Source organism: Phenylobacterium sp., assembly GCF_030646615.1.
In the GTDB taxonomy this organism is placed as follows: domain Bacteria; phylum Pseudomonadota; class Alphaproteobacteria; order Caulobacterales; family Caulobacteraceae; genus Phenylobacterium.
Genome location: NZ_JAUSLG010000047.1, coordinates 83,610 through 103,556, shown reverse-complemented (window position 1 = coordinate 103,556; position 19,947 = coordinate 83,610). Strand labels below are relative to the sequence as shown.

At 68.7% G+C, this 19,947-nt stretch carries 22 protein-coding genes; 7 read left to right on the top strand and 15 right to left on the bottom strand.

Annotated elements, in window-relative coordinates; all coding sequences use genetic code 11:
- Positions 1-2 precede the first annotated feature (2 nt).
- The 4 genes from Q7S93_RS08165 to fliQ form a co-directional block, all read right to left on the bottom strand.
- Entirely contained in the window at positions 3-458 is a 456-nt protein-coding gene (locus Q7S93_RS08165) for a DUF4126 family protein (protein WP_304713389.1), read from the bottom strand.
- Between the two features lie 89 nt (positions 459-547).
- Positions 548-1,639, bottom strand: a complete 1,092-nt coding sequence (gene flhB / locus Q7S93_RS08160) for a flagellar biosynthesis protein FlhB (protein WP_304713388.1) — start codon at positions 1,637-1,639, stop codon at positions 548-550.
- 18 nt (positions 1,640-1,657) lie between these two features.
- The gene (gene fliR / locus Q7S93_RS08155; RefSeq protein ID WP_304713387.1) at positions 1,658-2,413 is read right to left on the bottom strand and encodes a flagellar biosynthetic protein FliR; all 756 of its coding nucleotides are present in this window, start codon (positions 2,411-2,413) and stop codon (positions 1,658-1,660) included.
- Between the two features lie 5 nt (positions 2,414-2,418).
- Positions 2,419-2,682, bottom strand: coding sequence for a flagellar biosynthesis protein FliQ (fliQ, locus tag Q7S93_RS08150; RefSeq protein ID WP_304713386.1), 264 nt, complete (start codon positions 2,680-2,682; stop codon positions 2,419-2,421).
- Between the two features lie 415 nt (positions 2,683-3,097).
- On the opposite strand from fliQ, the gene Q7S93_RS08145 reads away from it, so the two are divergent.
- Positions 3,098-5,113, top strand: a complete 2,016-nt coding sequence (locus Q7S93_RS08145; protein ID WP_304713385.1) for a hybrid sensor histidine kinase/response regulator — start codon at positions 3,098-3,100, stop codon at positions 5,111-5,113.
- A gap of 240 nt (positions 5,114-5,353) precedes the next feature.
- Here the strand turns inward: Q7S93_RS08145 and Q7S93_RS08140 are convergent, their stop codons facing one another.
- Positions 5,354-6,220, bottom strand: a complete 867-nt coding sequence (locus Q7S93_RS08140; protein ID WP_304713384.1) for an alpha/beta fold hydrolase — start codon at positions 6,218-6,220, stop codon at positions 5,354-5,356.
- A 164-nt stretch (positions 6,221-6,384) separates the two neighbouring features.
- On the opposite strand from Q7S93_RS08140, the gene Q7S93_RS08135 reads away from it, so the two are divergent.
- Entirely contained in the window at positions 6,385-7,638 is a 1,254-nt protein-coding gene (locus Q7S93_RS08135; RefSeq protein ID WP_304713383.1) for a metallophosphoesterase, read from the top strand.
- Between the two features lie 9 nt (positions 7,639-7,647).
- On the opposite strand, the gene corA is transcribed toward Q7S93_RS08135, so the two are convergent.
- The 4 genes from corA to Q7S93_RS08115 all read right to left on the bottom strand — a co-directional run bounded on the left by corA (position 7,648) and on the right by Q7S93_RS08115 (position 12,359).
- Positions 7,648-8,616, bottom strand: a complete 969-nt coding sequence (corA, locus tag Q7S93_RS08130) for a magnesium/cobalt transporter CorA (protein ID WP_304713382.1) — start codon at positions 8,614-8,616, stop codon at positions 7,648-7,650.
- 6 nt (positions 8,617-8,622) lie between these two features.
- A complete protein-coding gene (locus Q7S93_RS08125; RefSeq protein WP_304713381.1) occupies positions 8,623-9,357 on the bottom strand; it encodes an SDR family NAD(P)-dependent oxidoreductase in 735 nt (244 codons plus the stop codon).
- A gap of 39 nt (positions 9,358-9,396) precedes the next feature.
- Positions 9,397-9,915 carry a hypothetical protein gene (locus tag Q7S93_RS08120; protein WP_304713380.1) on the bottom strand — a complete coding sequence of 173 codons (519 nt, stop codon included), beginning with the start codon at positions 9,913-9,915 and terminating at the stop codon, positions 9,397-9,399.
- Positions 9,916-10,046: 131 nt separating this feature from the next.
- Positions 10,047-12,359 (bottom strand): FdhF/YdeP family oxidoreductase, encoded by a 2,313-nt coding sequence (locus Q7S93_RS08115; protein ID WP_304713379.1) that lies wholly within the window; start codon positions 12,357-12,359, stop codon positions 10,047-10,049.
- Between the two features lie 107 nt (positions 12,360-12,466).
- Here Q7S93_RS08115 and fdhD point away from each other — a divergent pair, with 107 nt between their 5' ends.
- The 3 genes from fdhD to Q7S93_RS08100 all read left to right on the top strand — a co-directional run bounded on the left by fdhD (position 12,467) and on the right by Q7S93_RS08100 (position 13,756).
- Positions 12,467-13,312: a formate dehydrogenase accessory sulfurtransferase FdhD gene (fdhD, locus tag Q7S93_RS08110; RefSeq protein WP_304713378.1), complete on the top strand. Its 846-nt coding sequence runs from the start codon at positions 12,467-12,469 to the stop codon at positions 13,310-13,312.
- Between the two features lie 89 nt (positions 13,313-13,401).
- Entirely contained in the window at positions 13,402-13,530 is a 129-nt protein-coding gene (locus Q7S93_RS08105; protein ID WP_304713377.1) for a hypothetical protein, read from the top strand.
- Between the two features lie 19 nt (positions 13,531-13,549).
- Positions 13,550-13,756: a hypothetical protein gene (locus tag Q7S93_RS08100; RefSeq protein WP_304713376.1), complete on the top strand. Its 207-nt coding sequence runs from the start codon at positions 13,550-13,552 to the stop codon at positions 13,754-13,756.
- Between the two features lie 11 nt (positions 13,757-13,767).
- On the opposite strand, the gene Q7S93_RS08095 is transcribed toward Q7S93_RS08100, so the two are convergent.
- The 5 genes from Q7S93_RS08095 to flgB form a co-directional block, all read right to left on the bottom strand.
- Positions 13,768-15,321: an ABC transporter permease/substrate-binding protein gene (locus Q7S93_RS08095; RefSeq protein ID WP_304713375.1), complete on the bottom strand. Its 1,554-nt coding sequence runs from the start codon at positions 15,319-15,321 to the stop codon at positions 13,768-13,770.
- Positions 15,318-16,106, bottom strand: coding sequence for an ATP-binding cassette domain-containing protein (locus Q7S93_RS08090; RefSeq protein WP_304713374.1), 789 nt, complete (start codon positions 16,104-16,106; stop codon positions 15,318-15,320). Before Q7S93_RS08090 ends, Q7S93_RS08095 begins: the two co-directional genes overlap by 4 nt.
- A gap of 69 nt (positions 16,107-16,175) precedes the next feature.
- Positions 16,176-16,481, bottom strand: coding sequence for a flagellar hook-basal body complex protein FliE (gene fliE / locus Q7S93_RS08085; RefSeq protein WP_304713373.1), 306 nt, complete (start codon positions 16,479-16,481; stop codon positions 16,176-16,178).
- A 13-nt stretch (positions 16,482-16,494) separates the two neighbouring features.
- A complete protein-coding gene (gene flgC / locus Q7S93_RS08080) occupies positions 16,495-16,914 on the bottom strand; it encodes a flagellar basal body rod protein FlgC (RefSeq protein WP_304713372.1) in 420 nt (139 codons plus the stop codon).
- Between the two features lie 20 nt (positions 16,915-16,934).
- On the bottom strand, positions 16,935-17,357 hold the full coding sequence (gene flgB, locus Q7S93_RS08075; RefSeq protein ID WP_304713370.1) for a flagellar basal body rod protein FlgB: 423 nt from the start codon (positions 17,355-17,357) through the stop codon (positions 16,935-16,937).
- 97 nt (positions 17,358-17,454) lie between these two features.
- Here flgB and Q7S93_RS08070 point away from each other — a divergent pair, with 97 nt between their 5' ends.
- Together Q7S93_RS08070 and fliP are read left to right on the top strand one after the other, a co-directional pair.
- Positions 17,455-17,775 carry a flagellar biosynthetic protein FliO gene (locus Q7S93_RS08070; RefSeq protein WP_304713368.1) on the top strand — a complete coding sequence of 107 codons (321 nt, stop codon included), beginning with the start codon at positions 17,455-17,457 and terminating at the stop codon, positions 17,773-17,775.
- Positions 17,775-18,572: a flagellar type III secretion system pore protein FliP gene (gene fliP, locus Q7S93_RS08065; RefSeq protein WP_304713367.1), complete on the top strand. Its 798-nt coding sequence runs from the start codon at positions 17,775-17,777 to the stop codon at positions 18,570-18,572. Before Q7S93_RS08070 ends, fliP begins: the two co-directional genes overlap by 1 nt.
- Positions 18,573-18,581: 9 nt before the next feature.
- On the opposite strand, the gene Q7S93_RS08060 is transcribed toward fliP, so the two are convergent.
- Complete coding sequence (locus Q7S93_RS08060; protein WP_304713366.1) at positions 18,582-19,811, bottom strand: TetR family transcriptional regulator; 1,230 nt, start codon at positions 19,809-19,811, stop codon at positions 18,582-18,584.
- Positions 19,812-19,947 lie beyond the last annotated feature (136 nt).

Below are 19,947 nucleotides of genomic sequence, written 5' to 3'. Positions count from 1 at the left end.
GCTCAGCGGCCGCCCTTGGCGCCGCTGACCAGATACTGGGAGGCGGCCAGCACCAGGGCGTCCTCGACGACGCCGGTGCGGCCCTGGCCATAGCGGCGCATGGCCCGGACCCGCAGCTTGAAGGTCCAGTAGGACGCGGCCACCGCCGCCCCGGCCGCCAGCACGGCGGCGAGCTTGCGCTGCTCCTGCGGCGCCAGCGCCGCGCCGGCCAGGGCGCCGGTGACGATGCGCGCGGCGATGCCGGGAATGACGATCCGGTCCGGGGCGAAGGGCAGCTTGTCCCCCATGGCCTCGGCTACGGCCAGGGCCGACAGCCCGGTGGAGACGGCGGGATGGCCCAGCAGGGCCATGGGGCCGCTTTCCTCCAGCTCGCCGCGGGCGACGGCCGCGCTGGCCACGGCCAAGGGCGCCATGGAGCGCATGCCGGCCACCAGGCCTATGAGGATGGATCGGATCACGGCGTCATCTCCCTGTGGTGTTCAGGGAGCCGAACGGCTGGGCGGGCTGGCGGTTCAGCCGGCGCGGCCTGGAAAGATCACCTCGACGCCTAGCGCATCGGCCGGGCGCGGGCGGTGGACGGCGCCTTGGCCCCCAGGATGAAGCCGATGATCTTGGCCACGGCCTCGAAGTGGGCCGGCGGAATGGCCTCGTCGATCTCGACCGCGGCATAGAGGGCCCGGGCCAGGGGCGGGTCCTCGATCACCGGTACGCCGGCCTCTTCGGCGGCGGCGCGGATGCGCAGGGCCACCGCATCCAGGCCCTTGGCCACGCATTCGGGGGCGCCGGCGGTTCCGGCCTCGTACTTCAGGGCCACCGCATAGTGGGTCGGGTTCATGACCACCACGGTGGCGGTGGGGACCGCCGCCATCATCCGCCGCCGGGCCTTCTCGTGCCGCATCTGGCGAAGCTTGGCCTTGATCAGAGGGTCGCCGTCGGTCTGCTTGTACTCCTCCTTCACCTCCTCGCGGCTCATGCGCATCTTCTTCATGAAGCGCTGTTTCTGCCAGAGCCAGTCGGCGCCGGTGATGACCAGCATCAGGGCGATCACCGCGAAGATCAGCTTGCGCAGAATCTCGGCGCTGAACGGCAGCATGGCGGCCGGATCGAGCGCCGAGAGGGTGCGGAACTCGTGCAGGTGGGGCTTGAGCACCAGATAGGCGACGCCGGCCACCGCCAGGATCTTGGAGATCGACTTGACGAACTGGGCCAGGCCGTCGGGGCCGAAGATCCGCTGGAAGCCCGACAGGGGCGAGACCTTCTTGAAGTCGGGCTTCAGCTTGTCGGGGGTGAACAGCAGGCCGTGCTGCGCCAGATTGCCCGCCATGCCGCCCAGAGCCGCGGTCAGCAGCACAGCCGCCAGCACAGGGGCGGCGGCCATGATCGCCATGCGCGCCACATTCACCCCGCCCGCCCCCTCCAGGGGGATCTGTTCGGGGTGGGCGATGAAGGGCAGCAGGGCGAAGGTCATGGTCTTGGCTAGCCAGCCGCCCAGTATGGCCAGGGCCCCGGCCGAGAAGGCCAGCGCGGCCAGGGGGGCCAGGTCCTGGGTCTTGGCCACGTCCCCCTTTTCGCGGGACTGTTCGAGTTTTCGCGGGGTCGCCTCTTCTGTCTTCGAGGCGGCGTCGTTGTTCTCAGCCATGGGTCAGGCCAGCCCCGCTCACAGGAACAGCGCCAGGAGCTCGCGATAGCGCTCCACCCAGACCATGCCCAGCACGCCGAGGCTCAGCGCAAAGATCGACAGCGAGCTCAGCACCAGCAGCGGCGTGGCCACGAAGAAGATCTGGAAGGCTGGCATCACGCGGCCCACCAGGCCCGCGGCCACATTGAAGATCAGCGAAAACACCACCACCGGCGCGGCCAGCTGCAGCCCGAGCGCAAACGACTGCGCCACCGTCTGCACCGCCAGCTGGGCCGCATCCCCCACCGGAACCCCGCCCCCGAACGGAAACACCCGATAGGACGAGACGATGGCCGCCAGGAACATGTGGTGCAGGTCGGTGGCCATGATCAGCGTCACCCCCATCACCGTCAGGAAGGTGGACAGCGAGGTGGACGGCTGGGCCTGGCCCGGATTGGCCGTCTGGGAGAAGGCCAGGGTCGACTGGATGGACACGATCTCGCCGGCGATGCCCAGCGCCGCCAGCATCATCTTCAGCACCGTGCCGATCATCAGGCCGATCAGGATCTCGCGGAAGATCTGGCCGAACATGGCGCCGTTGGTGGCGGGCACGGCCCCCACCTCCCCGCCCAGCACCGGAAACAGCATCAAGGCGAACAGGAAGGCGAAGGCCAGCCGGATGCGGGCCGGCACCGACCCGTCGCCGACGCCGGGCATCAGCATCAGCATGGCGCCCAGGCGTGCGAAGATCAGGCCGGCGGCATAGATCTGAGGGGCCGACGCATAGGCTTCCATGCCGCCTACATGGCCGCGATGCGGGCGGCGATCTGGTTCATGAAGTTGGACATCAGCGCTCCCATCAGCGGCAGGAACAGCAGCAGCGAGATGAAGATGGCCACGATCTTGGGCGCATAGACCAGGGTCGCCTCCTGGATCTGGGTGAGCGCCTGCATCAGGCCGATGGCCACGCCCACCACCAGGCCGACGATCAGCACCGGCGCCGACAGCTGGATGGTCAGCCAGATGGCGTCACGGCCAACATCCAAAACCTCGGCGCCATTCATCGCGCGCCCTTTCGACAAGCGTGGGGAACTGCACGGGAAGATGGCCGAACGTGGTTAACGAAGGGTGGAGGGGGAGTGGGCGTTCACAAGGATCCGCAAGCCTAGCCTGCCCTTCACACACGGCAGGCGGACCGACTTCCCAAGTCTGCGGCCTGATGCCGCAAGACCAGAAAGATCAACATTCTAGCAGCCATCATCGTGGCAAGTTAACGCCATGCTCCGAATGTCCTCTGATCTCGCGATGTTCGTTCCTGTCCACGCCGCACGCGCGCTGGCTCAGGCCCCCCGCGCCGCGCAGACATCCGGGCCCCTGACAACGGATGCCGCCGATCCCCACGGCGGCGCTGTCGCCAGCCGCCCGACCAGGTTTTAGATGGCCCAGGCGCGGCGGTTACTAACCTCACAGAACCAAGCAATGGCGCTGGCGGTCATTGCGGCCGTTCTGGTGTTCGTCGCCTGCGGGGGTCTTTTGTACTACGCCAGCGTCACCGTGGACAGGATCACCGAGGCGCGGGAGACGCGCCTTATGGAGCGCGTCATAGGGCGGCGCCTGGCCCGCCTTCACCACGAGGTGTCCTCGGTCACCGTCTGGTCAGAAGCATATGACAAGACCGCCAAGACCTATGATCCTGAATGGGCGCACATTAACTACGGAGCCTACTATAGCGACTATCTGCAACATGACGCGACGATCGTATTCGATGCTCAGGACCGCCTGATCTATGCATCTCAGGCCGGTGAGGTGGAGCAGCTGAGCAAAATGACGGCTTTCGCCGATGCTGTCAGGCCTCTGGTCCGTGAGGCGCGGGCCCAGGCCGAGCAGAAGATCGCCGCCAGTCCCAACGCTGTGGCCTTCCATCGCGTAGGCGCAGCTGAAGCCGCCGTGAGAGTGGGAAACCGCTTCTATCTTGCGGGCGCCTCTACCGTCGTGCCCGACCCAGACTACGAGCGGCCCCTGATCGGCGGCAACGAGCCGGTTGTGGTGTCCGCAGTCGAGCTAGACGGGGCCTTAATGAAGGCCCTGGGCGTCGACTATGGCCTGCGGGGCGCGCGGATCCTGGCTGCCGATGGGCGGGCTAATCCGGCGGTGGCCTTGCTGGGCGCCGACAAGGCGCCTTTGGCAGTGTTGAACTGGAAGCCGGAGAGACCCGGCATCAAGGTTCTGAGCAGGGCCAAGTGGCCAATCCTGGGGGTCGGGCTAGTCGTCCTGGTCATCGTCGGCCTTGTCATCTGGCGCCTTCAGCGTCTGGCGCGGCAACTTGTGCGGGCTCGCGAGCGCGCGGAGGCCGGCGAAAGGGTCAAGGCCGAATTCATCGCCAATATGAGCCACGAAATCCGGACCCCTTTGAACGGGATCCTGGGGATGGCCCAGGTGATGGAGGCCGGTGACCTGTGCGATGAACAGCGCAGGCGCCTGAAGGTGGTCCGCGATTCCGGAGCCACCCTGCTAGGGGTGCTCAATGACGTCCTTGACCTTGCCAAGATCGAGGCCGGCAAGCTGCAGCTTGAGGAGACGGCATTCGTTGTGGAGGACCTTGGGCGGCGGGTCTGCGACACCTTCGCTGAGCTCGCAGCATCTAAGGACTTGGAGCTATCCCTGGTTGTCGAACCCGGCGTCGCGCCGGCTTGGACGGGCGATCCGCTCCGCATTCGCCAGATTTTGGGCAATCTCATCTCCAACGCCATCAAGTTCACCGACAAGGGGGCGGTGACATTGCGCGTCAGGGCTCATCTGGGAGGCCTGTCCTTCCTTGTCACAGACAGCGGGATCGGGCTCGGCGAATCCCAGCTCCCGGCCCTGTTCGACAAGTTCTCACAAGGCGACGCATCGACCACGCGCCGCTATGGCGGCACCGGCCTGGGTCTTTCCATCTGCCGCGACCTTGTGGCGCTGATGGGAGGGACGATCATCGTAGAAAGCCGTCTGGGCGAAGGCTCGATCTTCATCGTCAACCTGCCGCTGAAGCCCGCAGAATCAACGCCTGGGCCGGGCGCGGAGGCGCGGCCGGTGGCGGCGACTGACCCAGACAAACCCTTACGCATCCTCGCGGCGGAGGACAATCCGACCAACCAGGTCGTCCTCCGCGCTCTCATTTCCCCGCTTGGCGCCGAGCTGGCTATCGTCGCTGACGGACGCGAGGCTGTCGACGCCTTCGCCGGCGGGGCCGTCGATCTCGTGCTGATGGACATTCAGATGCCGGAGATGAACGGCCTCGAGGCCGCCAAGGCCATTCGAGCTATCGAGCGGGAACATGGGCTCGCGCGCACGCCGATCCTGGCGCTCACTGCCAACGTCATGACCCATCAGCTGGAGACCTACACCGACGCCGGAATGGACGGGCATGTGGCCAAGCCGGTCGATGCGAGGGCGTTATACGCCGCTATGGAAGCTGCGCTTGGGTCGGCGGTGGAGCAGGAAGACGTTGCGTAAGATCGGCGCGCAGCCGACAGGGAAAGGCGGCGGCGTCAATCAGGTGTCTCGCACACGCGTCGAAACAGCCGGGTCGTTCTTCCAATGAACTTCCAGGATCCGGACCATGAAGCTCGGGCACAGGCGAGCAGAACCGAGCCAAGGCGCCCCATCAGATCCGACTACCCTTCTACCGACCATGCTCTCCCTCACGAAGGTCCGGATAACGACCCAAGTCTAGGCACGCCCCGGCGAATAGCCCTACTCCGCCAAGAACCCCTCCACCTCGGCCATGAACGCCTCCAGCTGGTCGTGGTGCACCCAGTGGCCGGCGCCTTCGAAGTTCACCAGGTGGGCGTTCTGGAAGTGCTGGATGCGGCCGTCGGCCTGCGGGTCTGAGGCCCAGGATTCTTCGCCGCGCATCAGCAGGACCGGGCAGGTGATCTGGCTCCAGAGGTGGTGCTGGTCGGCGTGGGACAGGCCGCCCAGGCCCCAGCGGGAATGGTTGTCGAACTTCCAGCTATAGGTCCCGTCCTCGTTCTGCAGGGCGCCATAGATGGTCAGGTGGCGGGCCTGTTCGGCCGACAGGTGGGGGTTTTCCTCGGCCATGCGGGTCACGGCGTCGTCCAGGGTGGCGTAGCGGCGGGGGCTGCGGCCGGAATTCTTGCGGCGGTCCTCGATCCAGTCGCGCAGGCGCTGGTCCACCGTGCGCTTGGCCTGTTCCTCCATCACCGCGGGCGACGGACCCAGGCCCTCGATGGCGACGATCTTCTTCACCTGGTCCGGATAGGCGCCGCAATAGTTCAGCGCGATCCCCGCCCCCATGGAGTGGGCGATGATGGTCACCGGGGCCATGGCCTTCTGGTGCACGATCTGGGCGATGTCGTAGATGTAGGAGGCCATGTCATAGCCGCCGCCGATGGACCAGGCGCTATCCCCATGGCCGCGCAGGTCTGGCGCGATGATGTGGTAGCGGTCGCGCAGACGCTGGGCCACCCAGTCCCAGTTGCGGCAATGGTCGCGGCCCCCATGGATCAGCAGCAGGGGCTCGGCGCCCTCATTGCCCCAGTCCACATAGTGCAGGCGCAGGCGCTGGGAGAAGTAGAAGTGGGACGTAGGGCCTTCCATGGCGCGCTCCTGGGGTGGTGTTCTTATGGGCGACAGGCTTTAGCACCGCCCGCGCAGGCCTCGCCAGATGCTGGTCGGGTCGGCGGCTAGGTCCGACACATCGCCCTGTCGTCAAAGCTTCATCGGCGTCGGGCATCCAGGGCCGGCCCTTCGATGGAGATCCCATGCCGCGCCTCACCCTCGCCGCCCTCGCCACCGGCCTGAGCCTTGGCCTCGCCGCCCTGCCCGCCGGCGCGCTGGCCGAGCCGGTCTCCTTCGCGGTGGTGGGCGATACGGGCTATGTGCCGTCCTACGAGCGTTATGACGCCGATGAGGCGCCGCTGCGGACGCTGGGGGACTATCTGGCCGTAGAGGCCGCCGACTGGCTGGAGCACCATCCCAATCTGGACGGCTTCACCCCCACCCCCTGGGTCTTCGAATCCGCGCTCGGCGGCTATATGCCGGCCAGCGGCATGTATCCGGTGGCCCGGGCCGCCGACGAGGTCTGCCGCCGGGACGGCTGCGACTTCGCCGCCATGGTGGGCGACAACATCTATCCCGACGGGGCGACCCTGGGCGCCGACGGCATATCCGACGCCCGCCGGTTCCAGGACATGCTCGACAGCCCCTATGGCAAGCTGGGCGAAGGCGTCGAGGACTTCACCATCTACGCCCTGATGGGCAACCACGACTGGCACATCTCGCGCGAGGCGACGATGGCCCAGATGGCCTATCTGCAGGCCCATCCCAACTTCACCATGCCCGACCTCTATTACCGCGCCGTGCCCAAGGGCTTCGAGGGCGAGGTGGAGCTGTTCGTCATCGACACCGAGATGCTGCTGGCCAGCACGACGGTGCATAAGGACACTCTGGACGCCGAGGGCCGCGAGGTGCGCACCGGCGAGCTGGAGACCTGGCCCGACTTCGTCAAGCCGGCCACCCCGGGCGAGAAGGCCATGGTCGCCTGGCTGGAGGAGGCGCTGGCCAGCTCCACCGCCCGCTGGAAGATCGTCATGGGCCACCACGCCCTGTGGTCGGGCGGCGGCAGCAAGTACGAAAAGGCCCACGCCCTGCGCGCCCTGTTCGGGGCAGCGGTGTGCCGTTACGCCGACGCCTATATCTCCGGCGACGACCACATGATGGAGGCCTATACCGACGACTGCCGTGGGGTGGCCGGCGCGCCCGCCCAGCCCCTGCCGCTGATCGTCTCCGGCGCCGGCTCCAAGTACCGCCCCCTGCACCCGGGCTTCATGGCCCAGCAGCAGGCGGCCAATCCCGGCCTGACCAACCTGTTCTCCGCCGGAAGCGTCTGGGGCTTTGCGCATGTGAAGCTGGACGGGGACGCCATGACCGCCCGGCTGTTCACCACGCCGGCCGACATGAGCGGCCGCCCGGTGGAAGAGGCGAGCTTCACCTTCCCCCGCCGCAGCGGACGCTAGACTCCAAGTCTAGAGCCAGTTCGAGCGCTTGAAGCCCACATAGAGGCCCGTGCACGCGGCGGCGATCACTGCGAGGACAGCGGGATAGCCGTAGCGCCAGTGCAGCTCGGGCAGATAGTCGAAGTTCATCCCATAGATGCCGGCGATGGCCGTGGGCACGGCCAGGATGGCGGCCCAGGCGGCCAGCCTGCGGGTGATCACCCCCTGGCGCTGCTGCTCCAGCAGGTTGGAGACTTCGAACACCGAGGTCAGGGTCTCGCGCAGGGCGCCGACCCGGGAGCTCACCCGCCGCACATGGTCGCGGATGTCGCGGAAATAGGGTCGAACCTCCGGGTCGATACAGGGAAATTCCAGCCGCTCCAGCCGGCTGGCCGCCTCCTCCATCGGCCCCAGGATACGCTCGAAGCGCAACAGCTCGCGGCGCAGGTGGAAGAGGGCGCCGATCTCCGCCCGGCTGAGGAAGGTCTCCAGCGCCTGCTGCTCCATGGCCAGCACCGCCTCCTCCGCCTCGTCGACGATGGGGGTGTAGCCATCGACCACGAAGTCGAGGATGGCGTGCAGCACATAGTCGGGCCCGTGCTTCAGCAGGGCGGGCGAGGCCTCCAGGTGGGCGCGCAGATCCACATGCCCCCGGGCCGAGCCGTGCCGGACGGTGATGATGTGGCCGGCGCCCAGGAAGATGTGGGTCTCGCCGTACGCGATCACCTCGTCCGCATCGATCTGGGCGGTGCGGGCCACGACGAACAGCTCGTCCCCATAGGTCTCGACCTTGGGCAGCTGGTGGGCCGAGAGCGCATCCTCCACCGCCAGCGGGTGCAGGTGGAAGCGGCTCTGCAGGGTGCGCAGCTCGGCCTCGTCGGGCTCCAAGAGACCGATCCAGACGAACTCGCCTGGCCCGAGCGCCAGGCCATCGGCGCTCAGCGAGGCGGCGCGGACGCGGGCGCCGTCCTCGTAGACATAGGCCGCGACAAGACTCATCGGACCTTACCGCACAAAGCTGGCCCCGTTCACGTCCAGCACCGCCCCGGTCATGGAGGCCGGGGCGTCCAGGGCCAGATACGTCGCCACGCTGGCCACCTCGTCCGGCTGGGCCACGCGGCCGAGGGGGATGTCGGCCAGCAGTTTGTCGCCGCCCCGGCTGGCCAGATAGTCCTGCGCCATGCCGGTCATCACATAGCCGGGGCAGATGGCGAAGGCGGCGACGCCCTGGCCGGCATAGCCCCGGGCGATGGACTTGGTCATGGCGACCATGCCGGCCTTGGACGCCGCATAGTGCCAATGGGCCGGCGAGTCCCCGCGATAGGCCGCCCGGCTGGCCACATTGACGATGCGGCCGCGCAGGGCGCCGGCCTCAGCCTCGCGGGCGGTGGCGTGCAGCACCATGCGCCGGCAGAGATCGGCCGAACCCTGCAGGTTGATCTGCATCGTGCGGCCCCAGCTGGCCTGCCAGTCCTCGTCGGACGCCTCAACCGGAATGGCCTCGAACACCCCGGCATTGTTGATCAGCACGTCGATACGGCCGTCCAGGGCCTCCAGCGCCGCGTCCCACAGCCCATCGCCGGCGCCGGCCTGACTGAGATCGGCGGCGAGGATTCCGGGGGCCGGCCGCGTGCCGTGGCCGACCACCCGGGCGCCGCGCGCGGTGAGGGCCTGGACGATGGCCGCGCCGATGCCGCGGGTGGCGCCGGTGACGAAGATGTGAGGCGGGGACTCAGGCATGGCTGAGCCTAGACGGGAGTCCCCGACACCCGCCAGGGGTTAACGCGCGTCGCGACGCGCCTGCGCCACGGCGCCCGCCTTGCGCTGGCGGCCACGCTCCATCGGTCGCATCAGATCCTCGCGTCGCTGGCTGGCGGCCTTACGCATGCCCTGGTGGGCGTGACGGCTGTTGGGGGCGGCGGCGTCCTTGGCCTCGCGCTTCATCTGCAGGGCGCGCTGGGCGTTCTGCGTCATCTCCACCCGGGCGGCCATCTTGCGGCGGCGCTCGGCCTCGACGTTGGCCCGGCGCAGAGCCGTGGACAGGACGGCGAGCTTGGCCTTGGAGCCGTCATCCTTGGCTGACGGGGTGGCGCCGCGGGCCTCGCCCTTGCCGCGCATTTCTCGCCGGCGTTGATGAGCCATGTCGCGAGCCTTGTTGCGGCGCTCGCGCACCAGGCGGATCAGGTCGCGCAGATCCTCGTCAGAGGTCTCCTGAATCTCCGGATGGTGGGTCCGGCCAACCAGTTCCTGTTCATCGCCGCTCAGTGCGCGGGCTTCTTCCTTGCGTGTGATCGCCATGGGTTTCTTCCGTTCTGCGCGGGCCAGGGCCCGCAGGTACAGTCGCCAGATCGCGACGACCGGCCGCCACCGAGATCAGAAAACGCGAAGGCCAAGCTTAGGCTCCGTCTAACCGGCGCCTTTCGAACCACTCAGGCCACAATCCGCACCGGAATGCCCTTCACCGCCGGGGTCAGGGCCTGCTTGGAATGGTGAGCCACCGGGGCCAGCACGTTGCACTCCGGATAGTAGGCGCCCAGGCAGCCCGGCGGAATGTCATAGGCCGTCACCCGCAGGCCGCCCTTGCGCCGGTCGACCCCGTCCGAGCTGTCGGTGACCAGGGTCACCACCTGGCCCTCGGTCAGGGACAGCCTGTCCATGTCGGCGGCGTTGATCAGCACCACGTCGCGAGTCCCCTGAATGCCTCGGAACCGGTCATCATAGCCATAGACGGTGGTGTTGAACTGGTCGTTGGACCGCAGGGTCATCAGCCGGAACAGGTCGGCCTGGTCGGCGAACCCCACCGCCGAGAGGCTGGACGGCACGATGAACGTCGCGCGCCCGCCCTCCATGCCGCTGAAGTCCCGCTCCCGGGCCGGATTGCCGCGATGGAAGCCGCCGGGCTGACGGAAGCGGCCGTTGAAGTCGGCGAACTTGTCCGGATAGGTGGCCTCGATGGCGTCGCGCACCTGGCCGTAGTCGGCCGTCCAAGCCTCCCAATCGACCTTCGAATTGGGCGGCAGGAGCGCCTTGGCGATCCCGGCGACGATGGCCGGCTCGGACTTCAGGTCGGGGCTGGCCGGCGGATGCGTGCCGTCGGAAGCATGGATGCAGCTGGTGGAGTCCTCCATCGACACGGTCTGCGGGCCGGTGGCCTGCTCGTCGGTCTCGATGCGGCTGAGGCAGGGCAGCAGATAGGCGACCCTGCCGTTCACCAGGTGGCTGCGATTGAGCTTGGTGGCGATCTGGACGGTGAGGTCGAGGCCGGTCCAGGCTTCCTCCACCCGCGGGCTGTCGGGTACGGCGCGCAGGAAGTTGCCGCCCAGGCCGATGAAGGCCCGCACCGTCCCGTCCAGCACGCCCTCGCACACCTCCACCGTGGTCAGGCCCTTGTCCCTGGGCGGCTCGAAACCGTACTGCTCGGCCAGCCTGTCCAGCGGCGCCAGTTCCGGCTTCTCGGTGATCCCCACCGTCCGCTGGCCCTGGACATTGGAATGGCCGCGCACCGGGCAGAGGCCCGCGCCCGGCCGGCCCACATTGCCCCGCAGCAGCATCAGATTGCAGACCATGTTGACGTTCTCGACGCCCAGGCGCTGCTGGGTCAGGCCCATGCCATAGACTCCGATGGCCGCCTGGCTCTCCCCATAGGCTCGCGCAGCGCCGGCCAGAGCCGCCATGGACAGGCCCGACTCCCGCTCGATATCGGCCCAGTCGGCCCGGCGGCAGAAGTCGGCGAAGGCCTCGAAGCCCTGGGTGTACTGGCCGATGAAGTCATGATCGATCAGGGCCGGATTGCCGGCCGCCCGGGCCATCTCGTCGGCCTCGATCAGCCATTTGCACAGGCCGGTGATCGCCGCCAGATCGCCGCCGGTCTTCACCTGGTGATACTGGGCGCTGATCTCGGTGACGTCCGGGGTCAGCATCTGGAACGGCGACTGCGGATTGCGGAACGCCTCCAGCCCCCGCTCGCGCAAGGGATTGAAGGTGATGATGGTCGCCCCGCGGCGCACCGCCTTCTGCAGGTCGTGCAGCATGCGCGGGCTGTTGGAGCCCACATTCTGGCCGAAGAAAAAGAAGAAGTCGGCCTTGTCGAAATCGTCGAGGATCACCGTGCCGACCGGCGCGCCAATGCTCTGGGTCAGGCCTACGGACGTGGATTCGTGGCACATGTTGGAGCTGTCGGGCAGGTTCTGGCTGCCATACATCCGCGCCATCAGGGCGTACATGTAGGAGGTCTCCAGGGAGGCCCGGCCCGAGGCGTAGAACACCGCCGAGGTGGGCTCCAGGCGCTTCAGCTCGACGCCGATGGCGTCGAAGGCCTCCTGCCAGCCGCATGGGACATAGCGGTCGCTGCCTGCGTCATAGCGCAGGGGTTCGGTGAGCCGGCCGGCCTGCTCCAGCTCATAGTCGGTCCAGTCGCGCAGCTCGGTGAGGGTGTGGCGGGCGAAGAAGGCCAGGGTGGCGCGGCGGGGCGTGAGGTCCCAGATGGTCGCCTTGGCCCCGTTCTCGCAGAACTCTGCCGGATGCGGCTTGGCGGGCTTGGCCCAGGCGCAGCTGACGCACATGAAGCCGTCGGGCTTGTTCTGCCGCAGGAGCTGGCCAACCGGCAGGTCCCCCTCGCGCCCGACCACCTTTCCCATGCCGATCATCGAGCCCCAGCCCCCGGCGGGGCCTTCATAGGGACCAATCTTCACTTGGCCGCCAATCTTCGCCTGGCCAAAGGTGCGGGGCTTGGAACGGGTCATGGGGTCTCCGCGTAGAGCAAGGATCACAGCGAGGGTCTGGAGGCTAACGGCGCAGCCGCCCTTCGGGTTCGCCCGCATCGCGCCGCTGGCTTGGGGGACCGTTCACAATGTTGCGCAGCCAGGACCCGCCGGACCGCGACATCCCCGACGCCGTCCGCGCCCAACCCTTGCGGTTCCGTGGACAGAGCGCCAGCACCACCCCCCGCGACGTCCCGGAAGAAGCCGCCGTGGCCCTGGTTCATGACGCCTCGACCACCGCGGTGATGATGGCCACCCCATCGGACCTCGCCGAATTCGGCCTCGGCTTCAGCCTGACCGAAGGCGTCGTCGCCGACGTCTCGGACATCCGCGACATCAATGTGGTGGCCGGCGAGGATGGGATCGAGGTGCGGATGTGGCTCAGCCCCCGCAGCTCGGCCGCTGCGGCGGCGCGGCGTCGGCGACAGGCCGGCCCCACGGGCTGCGGCCTGTGCGGCGTCGACAGCCTGGCCCAGGCCCTGCGCGCGCCGCCCGTGGTCGGCCAGGGCCTCACCCTGCAGCCGCAGGACATCCACGCCGCCCTCGACGCCCTGCCGCAACTCCAGACCCTGGGCGATCTCACCCGGGCCGTGCATGCCGCCGGCTGGTGGAGCCCGGGCGTCGGCTATCTTGCCGTGCGCGAGGACGTCGGTCGGCACAACGCCCTGGACAAGCTGGCCGGCGCCCTGGCCTTGGCCGCCACCCCCGTCCCCAAAGGCGCGGTGGTGCTGACCAGCCGCGTCTCGGTGGAGATGGTGCAGAAGGCCGCCATGATCGGCGCCCAGGTGATCATCGCCGTCTCGGCCCCCACCGCCCTGGCCATCCGCACGGCCGAGGCGGCCGGCATGACCCTGGTGGGCGTGGCGCGGCGCGACGGCTTCGAAGTGTTCACCGGCGAACACCGTATCGACCAGAGTTCGGCGCGGCGCGGTTGAGGCCCGACAGGCGGCGAGCGCCGTGCTATGAACCGGTCTCGTCGCACGGCGGAACCCCCGCTGCGGCCAGGCCCGAAAGGCCGAATTCCATGAAAATCTATGAATCGCGCCTGCAGGCCCCCGCCCGCCGCGACCTGGTCGATCCCCGCTCGACCACGCCGGCCACTGTCAGCCAGCCGCGCAAGACGCTGCTGAACGACCGTCGCAGCACACGCTAGACAAGAGAGATCAGCCCGAATGGGTGACCTGACCGAAGGCCAACTTCACGCCCTCAAGAACCTCAGCCGCAAAAAGGCCGGCGGCGAGGTGCCCTTTGTAAACATCAGCGACGCCCAGGTGCTGGTGGAGCTGGGCCTGGCCGTTCGCAGCCGCCAGGGCTGGGACATCACGCCCGAGGGCGTTCGCCTGCTGGCGCCGCCCCCCAGTTCCGACAACCAGCGCTGAAGCGCGAGTCGTCAGTCCAGCCCTAGCCGCTGGGACAGGGCGCGGCCAGCCTCCACAGGACGCAGCTTGTCGACGTCGCGATCGACGCTGTAGTTGGCGTCGCGCATGGCCTCCACCGGAATGGCCCCGATCAGCGGCCGCAGGGCCGCCAGCAACCGTGCGTCGTTCACCCGGTCGGGCGCAATCAGCACCACGGCGTCATAGGGCGGCAGGGCCTGGCGCGGATCGGCCAAGGTGACCAGGTCGTCGGCGGCGATGCGACCGTCGCTGGAAAAGGCCGAGATCACGTCGACATCGCCGGAGGTCACCGCCCGGAACATGAAGGTCGGCTGGTAGGACCGCCGGGCCCGGAAGTCGAAGCCGTAGGCCTCATTGATGGCCTGCCATTCGGGGCGGGCGAAGAACTCCAGGTCGCCGCCCATGGTCAGGCTGGCCGACCGCCGGGCCAGATCATCCAGGGTCGTGATGCCCAGCGCCGCGGCGCGGTCCTGGCGCATGGCGAGCGCATAGGCGTTTTCGAAGCCCAGCGAACCGAGCACCAGCACGCCATCCCGCTCGGCGAGCTGTTTCGTCAGCTCTTCCAGGACCGCCTGGCGGCCGGGATTGTCCTCCCGGTTCAGGACGTTGGCCCACAGGGTGCCGGAATAGTCCACATAGACGTCGATCTCGCCCGAGGCCAAGGCGCGGTAGGCGATGGCCGAGCCGAGATCCTCCTTCGACCGGGCCTCGCCGCCCAGATCCTCGATCCGCTCGGCGATCATCTCGGCCAGGATGTACTGTTCGGAGAAGTTCTTGGCCCCAACCACATAGCTGGCGGGCTTGCCGAAGCTGATCAGCGGCGTCAGGGCGACGACGATCCCGATCAGGATGCCCGCCGCGCCGATCGCCGCGCGCTTCACGTCCCGCTTGGCGGCGCCCGCCTCGATCAGACCCAGCAGCTGGTCGGTGACCATGGCCAGCAGGGCCGAGGCCCCGCAGCCGAACAGCACCAGCACCCAGTTCTCGGTCTGCAGGCCAGAGAAGATGTAGTTGCCGAGGCTGGTCTGGCCGACCGGCGTCGAAAGGGTCGCCGCCCCGATGGTCCAGACCGCGGCGGTGCGCACGCCGGCCATGATCACCGGCGCGGCCAGCGGCAGCTCCACCTGGAACAGGCGCTGGCGGGGCGTCATGCCGACGCCCTCGGCGGCCTGGATGATGGCCGGGCTCACCGAGAGAATGCCGGTGGTCCCATTCCGCACGATGGGCAGCATCGAATAGAGGGTCAGCGCCAAGAGCGCCGGCAGGAAGCCGAGCGCCGAGAAGCCGTAGCCGATCAGGTCCTCACTCGCCGCCGAGATCACCAGCAGCAGGGGGAAGAACAGCGCCAGCAGCGCTAGGCTGGGAATGGTCTGGATCAGGCTGGCGCCGGCCAGCACCGGCCAGCGAATATGCCGGTTGCGGCTGGCGGCCACGGCCAGCGGCAGGCTGATCAGCAGGCCAAGCCCCAGCGCCGAGGCGCTGAGCAGCACGTGCCAGGCGAGGTATTCCGGCAGGCGGGCGAAGGCCGCCCCGACCTGCGGGCTCATACAGTTTCTCCCAGACGGGCGGTGTCTCCCAGGCGGGCGCGCAGGCGCTCGGCCTGCCGGCGCGGCGCGGCCAGCAGGGCGGCGACGTCGGGATCATGCGAGGCGGCCAGGGCCTGGGGCGCCCCATCGGCGATCAGCCGTCCCTGCGCCACCACCACAATGCGGTCGGCCAGCAGCAGGGCCTCGGTCATGTCGTGGGTGACCATGACGGTGGCCAGATTCAGCCGCTCGTGCAGGGCGCGATAGTCGTCGCCGAGCGCGTCGCGGGTCAGGGGATCGAGAGCGCCGAAGGGCTCGTCCATCAGCACGATGTGCGGCTCGGCGGCCAGAGCCCGGGCCACGCCCACCCGCTGCTGTTGCCCGCCGGAAAGCGCTGCGGGAAAGCGGCTGGCCATCTCCTGCGGCAGGGCGACGAGATCCAGCAGTTCGGCGGCCCGCGCCGCGCGCCTGGTCTTGTCCCAGCCCAGGAGCTTCGGGGTGATGCTGATGTTTTCGGCCACCGTCAGGTGCGGAAAGAGCCCCACCTCCTGGAAGACATAGCCGATGCGCCTGCGCAGCAGGTGCGGGGCCAGGGCGCCCACCACCTCGCCCTCGATCCGCACCTCGCCGGCGTCCGGGGCGATCAGGCCGTTGATGGTCTTGAGCAGGGTGGTCTTGCCCGAGCCCGAAGCCCCCACCAGGGCCACGAACTCGCCAGCCTGCACGGTGAGGCTGGCCTCCGACAGCGCCACGTGCGCGCCATAGGTCTTGGTGACGCGCGCCAGCGCGATGCGAGGTTCAGCCATGTATCAGACCTAACACGCTCGCCGCCCTTGGGCTCCCCTTGAGGCCCCGGTCCCGAACGCTTTTGGGGCCTAGATCGGCATCCGCAGGATTTCCTGATAGGCCGAAATCACCTGATCGCGGACGGCCATGACGGTCTCCAGGCTGGTCTCGGCGGCCGAGATGGCGGTGACCACGTCAACCAGCTGGGCCTTGCCCTGGACGTGGGCGGCCATCTGGGTCTCGGCGGTGCGCGAGGTCTGCACCGTCTGTTCCATGACGTTCTTCAGCATGGCGCCGAAGTCGGTTCCGCCGGCCGCCGCGCCGCCGCCTACAGAGGGGAGCGCGGCGCCTTGCGTGGCGGCATAGGCCTTGGCGGCGGCGAGCGGGGTCATCATGGCTTAGAGGTCCCTAGCGCTTGAGCAGATCGAGCACGCGCATCTCCATGGCGCGCGCGGTCTCGATGACGTTGAGGTTGGCCTCGTAGGCCCGCTGGGCCTCGCGCATATCCATCGCTTCCACGAGCGTGTTGACGTTGGGCAGCTTCACATAGCCCGCGGCGTCGGCCGAGGGGTGGCCGGGCTCGTATTCGGTGCGGAATTCGCTGGGATCGGCCTTCACGCGGGCCATCCGGACCCCCTGCCCCGCATCGATGCGGCTGGGCTCGAACACCGGCACCTGCCGGCGATAGGGATCGCCCCCGGCCTCGCGGGAGGTGGAGTTGGCGTTGGCCAGGTTTTCAGCGATCACCCGCATCCGCGCCTGGTGCGCCCGCAGGGCCGTCGCGGCGATCGCCTGGGCGGCGCCCTGGGTGGTCTTGATCTCAGCCATGGTCGGTCATCCTCCGCAGATCAACGCCCCGGCGGGCGGGCTGCGGTGCGCAGCAGGTTGAGGGATTTCTGGTAGAAGCCGACGGCGGCGTCATAGGCCATGCGGGCCTCTGACATCTTCATCATCTCTTCCTCCAGAACCACGGAATTGCCATCCAGCGTGGTCTCGGAATCCTTGGTGCGGACCGCCTTGAAGCTCGCCGAGGCGGCCGTGCGGTTGACCGTCCCGCTCAGATGAGCCGCCTGGGTGCGGGCCGGGGCGCCAGCCTGGGCCATCTGCACGCCGCGAACCTGGGCCTGGAAGCTGTAGGCCTTCACATCGTGGGGCTGGTAGCCGGGGGTTTCGGAGTTGGCGACGTTCTGGGCGATCAGCCGCTGGCGCTCGCCCAGATGGCCCATGCGACCACGCAGCATCGAGAACAGGGGGATGTCAGCCAGGTTCATGCCCAACATGGTGAATAAACAGGGTTAATCGCTCCTTAAGAGTGTCTGCGGCAAACCGGGGCCAAGACCGGCGCCCGTTCGCCGGACAGGTGCGCCCATGGATTTCGCCAGTTTCGCCCGGGCGGTCTTCGCTCTCGCCATCACGGTCGGCCTCATCGGCCTGGCCGCCGTGGCCATGCGCCGGTTCGGCCCCGACGTCATGAGTCGCCTCGTCCCCCATCGCGCCGAGCGCCGGCTGGCCGTGGTGGAGACCCTGGTCCTCGATCCCAGCCGTCGCCTGGTCCTGGTGTCCTGCGACGGCGATGAAAAGCTCCTGCTGCTGGGCGAAGGCCAGGTGCTGAACCCGCCGCCGGCCAGTCCCGCCCCGGCGCCAGCGCCCGCCCGCCGCAAAGCCACCAAGCCCAAGGCCGACGCCTGATGCGCGCATTCCTTCGCAGCCTGACGCTCCTTCCGGCCACCGACTGGCGCCGCGCCTTAGGCCTTGCCGTCCTCGTCACCCTGGTCAGCATGGTCGGGCCGACCCTGGCCCACGCCCAGGCGGTGAACATCGACCTGGGCACGGGCGCGGGCCTGACCGAGCGGGTGGTGCAGCTGGTCGGCCTGCTGACCGTGCTGTCGCTGGCGCCGTCCATCGTCATCATGACCACCTCCTTCGTGCGGATCGTGGTCGTCCTGTCCCTGCTGCGCACGGCGCTCGGCCTGCAGCAGAGCCCGCCCAATGCGGTGATCATCAGCCTGGCCCTGTTCCTCAGCGCCATCATCATGGCCCCCACCTTCGAGCGGTCCTACGAGGACGGCATCCGCCCCCTGCTCGACCAGGAGATGGAGCTGCCCCAGGCCTTCGAGGCCGCCGGCGCGCCGGTGAAGACCTTCATGCTGTCCCAGGTCGACCGGGAGGACCTGGCCCTGTTCGTGCGGCTGTCGGAGATCGAGCAGCCGGCGACGGTCGCCGAGCTGCCCCTGCGCGTCGTCACCCCGGCCTTCATGATCTCGGAACTGAAGCGGGCCTTCGAGATCGGCTTCCTGCTCTTCGTGCCCTTCCTGGTCATCGACCTGGTGGTGGCCAGCGTGCTGATGAGCATGGGCATGATGATGCTGCCGCCCGTGGTCATCTCCCTGCCCTTCAAGCTGATCTTCTTCGTCCTGGTGGACGGCTGGCGACTTGTCGCCGGCAGTCTGGTGGAGAGCTTCCAGCGGGGCGCCGGCGGGGGCTAGAGCCGCAGCCTAGCCGAACAGCGCCGCGATCGAGGCCGTCAGGCGCGTGGCGAGCCAGGATCGGCGCATCTCCGGCTCCAAGGCATAGGCCGAGCGCATGGCGCCGGTGGCGACGATGGACAGGATATGGGCGTCGAGGCCGTCCACGGGGTCGGTGGCGTGGCTCATGCGCAGGAGCAGCGTGGCGGAATTCTCCCCCCGCGAGGCCCTGAGATCCTCGGCGTCCCGGCGCAGGTCCGGCTCGCGGATCGCAGCCGTCAGCAGTTCGTCGAGGGCCAGCAACCCCGCCGGCGCCGCGCCCTCGGCGTCGAACAGGGCTTCGGCCATCTCCTGGGCCAGTTCAGCGATCGGCCGCCGGGCGCCGGGATCCGGCACCACCCCGCTGCGGACCGTGTGGATCGAGGCGATCAGGTGGTCAAAGGCGGCGCGGACCAGGCTCGCGCGCGAGGGGAAGGCGCCGCTCACGGCGGCGAGAGAGAGGCCGACCTCGGCGGCGACGGCGCGGTGGGTCAGCCCCGCAAGACCGCCGCGCCCCAGAACCTCGGCGGCGGCCGCGGCGATGCGCCCAGCGCCGCCGGCCAGGGGCGCCTCGACACGTTCGCCCAGTCCGGCCCGGGCGCGGGCCAGCTGGCGCCAGCCGTCCCAGCCGGCCGTCGCCCCCCGCGCGCCGCGCACCCGGGCGCCGTAGCGGTGAGCCGTTTCGATCAGCCAGGCGGTCTGATCGGGATGATCGGGCGCGCCCCCATGGATGCCCAGGATCGCCTCGGCGAAGTCGGCGCAGGCCTCAGCCGCCCCTGGCGGCAAATGGAAGGCCGTCGCGACCTGCGCCCAGAAGGCGTCTGAGGCCTCCAGCTCCAGACGGGCCAGCCGCCGATGCGCCGGTGATCGCGCCGCGTCATGCCGCATCTCGCGCAGGACCAGGAAGGGCGGCGCCGCAGCCACCCGCTCCAGGTTGAAGGCGGCGAACCAGCCTGCAAAGGCCTCGGGCGGCGGGTTGGCGCGCAGACTGGCGGCCCACGCCGCCCGGGAGCGCGCCACCTGCTCGGCGGCGGCCTCGAAGGTGGCCGCCAGCAGGCCCTCGCGCCCGGCGAAATGATAGTTGACCGCCGAGGCGCTCTGCCCGGTCAGGTCGGCCAGGGCGCGCGCGGTGACGCTGCGCAGACCGCCGGTGGCCAGCAGTTCCGCGGCCGTGGAGATCAGTCGTTCCCGGGCGGAGAGTGAGGCGGCAGTTGAGGGCATGCCGCCAGCATATGCACGTCTCAGGGCGACCGCCATCCCTGTACGATCGTTTTAGTTGAGCTCAATCGCTCGCTAGAGAACGCGCACGACACCTCCAAAACTAGCATCCTACAAAGGGCATCAACGATTGTTCGTG